We start from the raw sequence: 262 nt of genomic DNA, 5'->3' as shown, positions 1-262 counted from the left end.
GTGACGCTTGAGAGTGGGGGCGTAAACGGCCACTCGCTGTTACCTCGCGACCCCACATGGTTTTTTGAAACAGGCAAAGCGCTGCCTGAGCTGCCCAAGCCAACGCATTTCCATTCGCCATTTAAAGTGCGTGCACAACACGATGTGGCCTACCACGTAGCGGGGCTGCTTAATCCACTACTGGCCCCCCACTACCGCAACCACTCCCCTGTTACGGCGCCGGTGGAATACGCTGGCTACATCAAGCGCTTCCAGCAATTAA

1 protein-coding gene is annotated in these 262 nt (G+C 56.9%); it reads left to right on the top strand.

Annotated elements, in window-relative coordinates; genetic code table 11:
• Nucleotides 1-262, top strand: a 262-nt coding sequence (locus tag SB659_RS19785; protein WP_410551647.1) for a hypothetical protein, incomplete at its 3' end; no start/stop codon positions are given.

Origin of the sequence: Arthrobacter sp. SIMBA_036 (assembly GCF_046535135.1) — a bacterium.
Lineage (GTDB): Bacteria > Actinomycetota > Actinomycetes > Actinomycetales > Micrococcaceae > Arthrobacter.
Note: the sequence above shows the minus strand (reverse complement) of the source record. Positions and strands in the feature narration are given on the sequence as shown.